At 61.9% G+C, this 666-nt stretch carries 1 protein-coding gene; it reads right to left on the bottom strand.

Annotated elements, in window-relative coordinates:
* A partial coding sequence (locus EN991_RS38695; protein ID WP_164769785.1) for an ABC transporter substrate-binding protein occupies positions 1 to 436 on the bottom strand: 436 nt, incomplete at its 3' end.
* Positions 437 to 666 lie beyond the last annotated feature (230 nt).

Genomic DNA, 666 nt, shown 5'->3' with positions numbered 1-666 from the left:
GGAAGAAGGTCTGCACGCCCTCGTCGCCCAATATGTACTGGTCGGCGTTCTTCAGGTCCTCCCATTTGTCGAGCCCCTCGCCGGGGTGGGACATGATGACCTGCGGGTCCTTCTGGAAATCCGCCGCCACCACGCGCATCGGTATGCCTTGCTGGACCGCATCGAAGGCCGACAGCAGATTGCCGCCCATGTAGAAATCGATCTTGCCGGCCAGCAGCATCGGCCGGCCGCTGACTTGCGGACCGCCCTGCATGATGGTGACGTCGAGGCCGCAGGCGGCGTAGGTGCCGTCCGCCACGGACTGGTAATATCCGCCATGTTCCGGCTCGGCCAACCAGTTGGTGCCGAAGGTGACTTTCTCATTCGCAGCCGCACCCAGCGTGCTGGCTGCAAGCAGGGCCACAACCGCCACCGAGATCTTCTGTTTTCCGTACATCGACACCACCCTCTGTTTGCTCCGGCGCGCCACGCGCCAGGCTCGACACCAAAGATTCAAGAAGCAAGACACATGCCACCGGCGTCTGGCGCCGGGACCGCCCGCTTGAAAGACGTTGCCATGCCAAGCGCGAACGGGTCATGCTGTACGGAAGGCATCGTGCCTATTTTTTGAACGGCTGTCCACAATCGCCCGGGCAACATGCACCGCCATCTTGAAGGTGTAATGAG

This window comes from Mesorhizobium sp. M7A.F.Ca.US.005.03.2.1 (genome assembly GCF_003997795.1).
GTDB classification, from domain to species: domain Bacteria; phylum Pseudomonadota; class Alphaproteobacteria; order Rhizobiales; family Rhizobiaceae; genus Mesorhizobium; species Mesorhizobium ciceri.
Note: the sequence above shows the minus strand (reverse complement) of the source record. Positions and strands in the feature narration are given on the sequence as shown.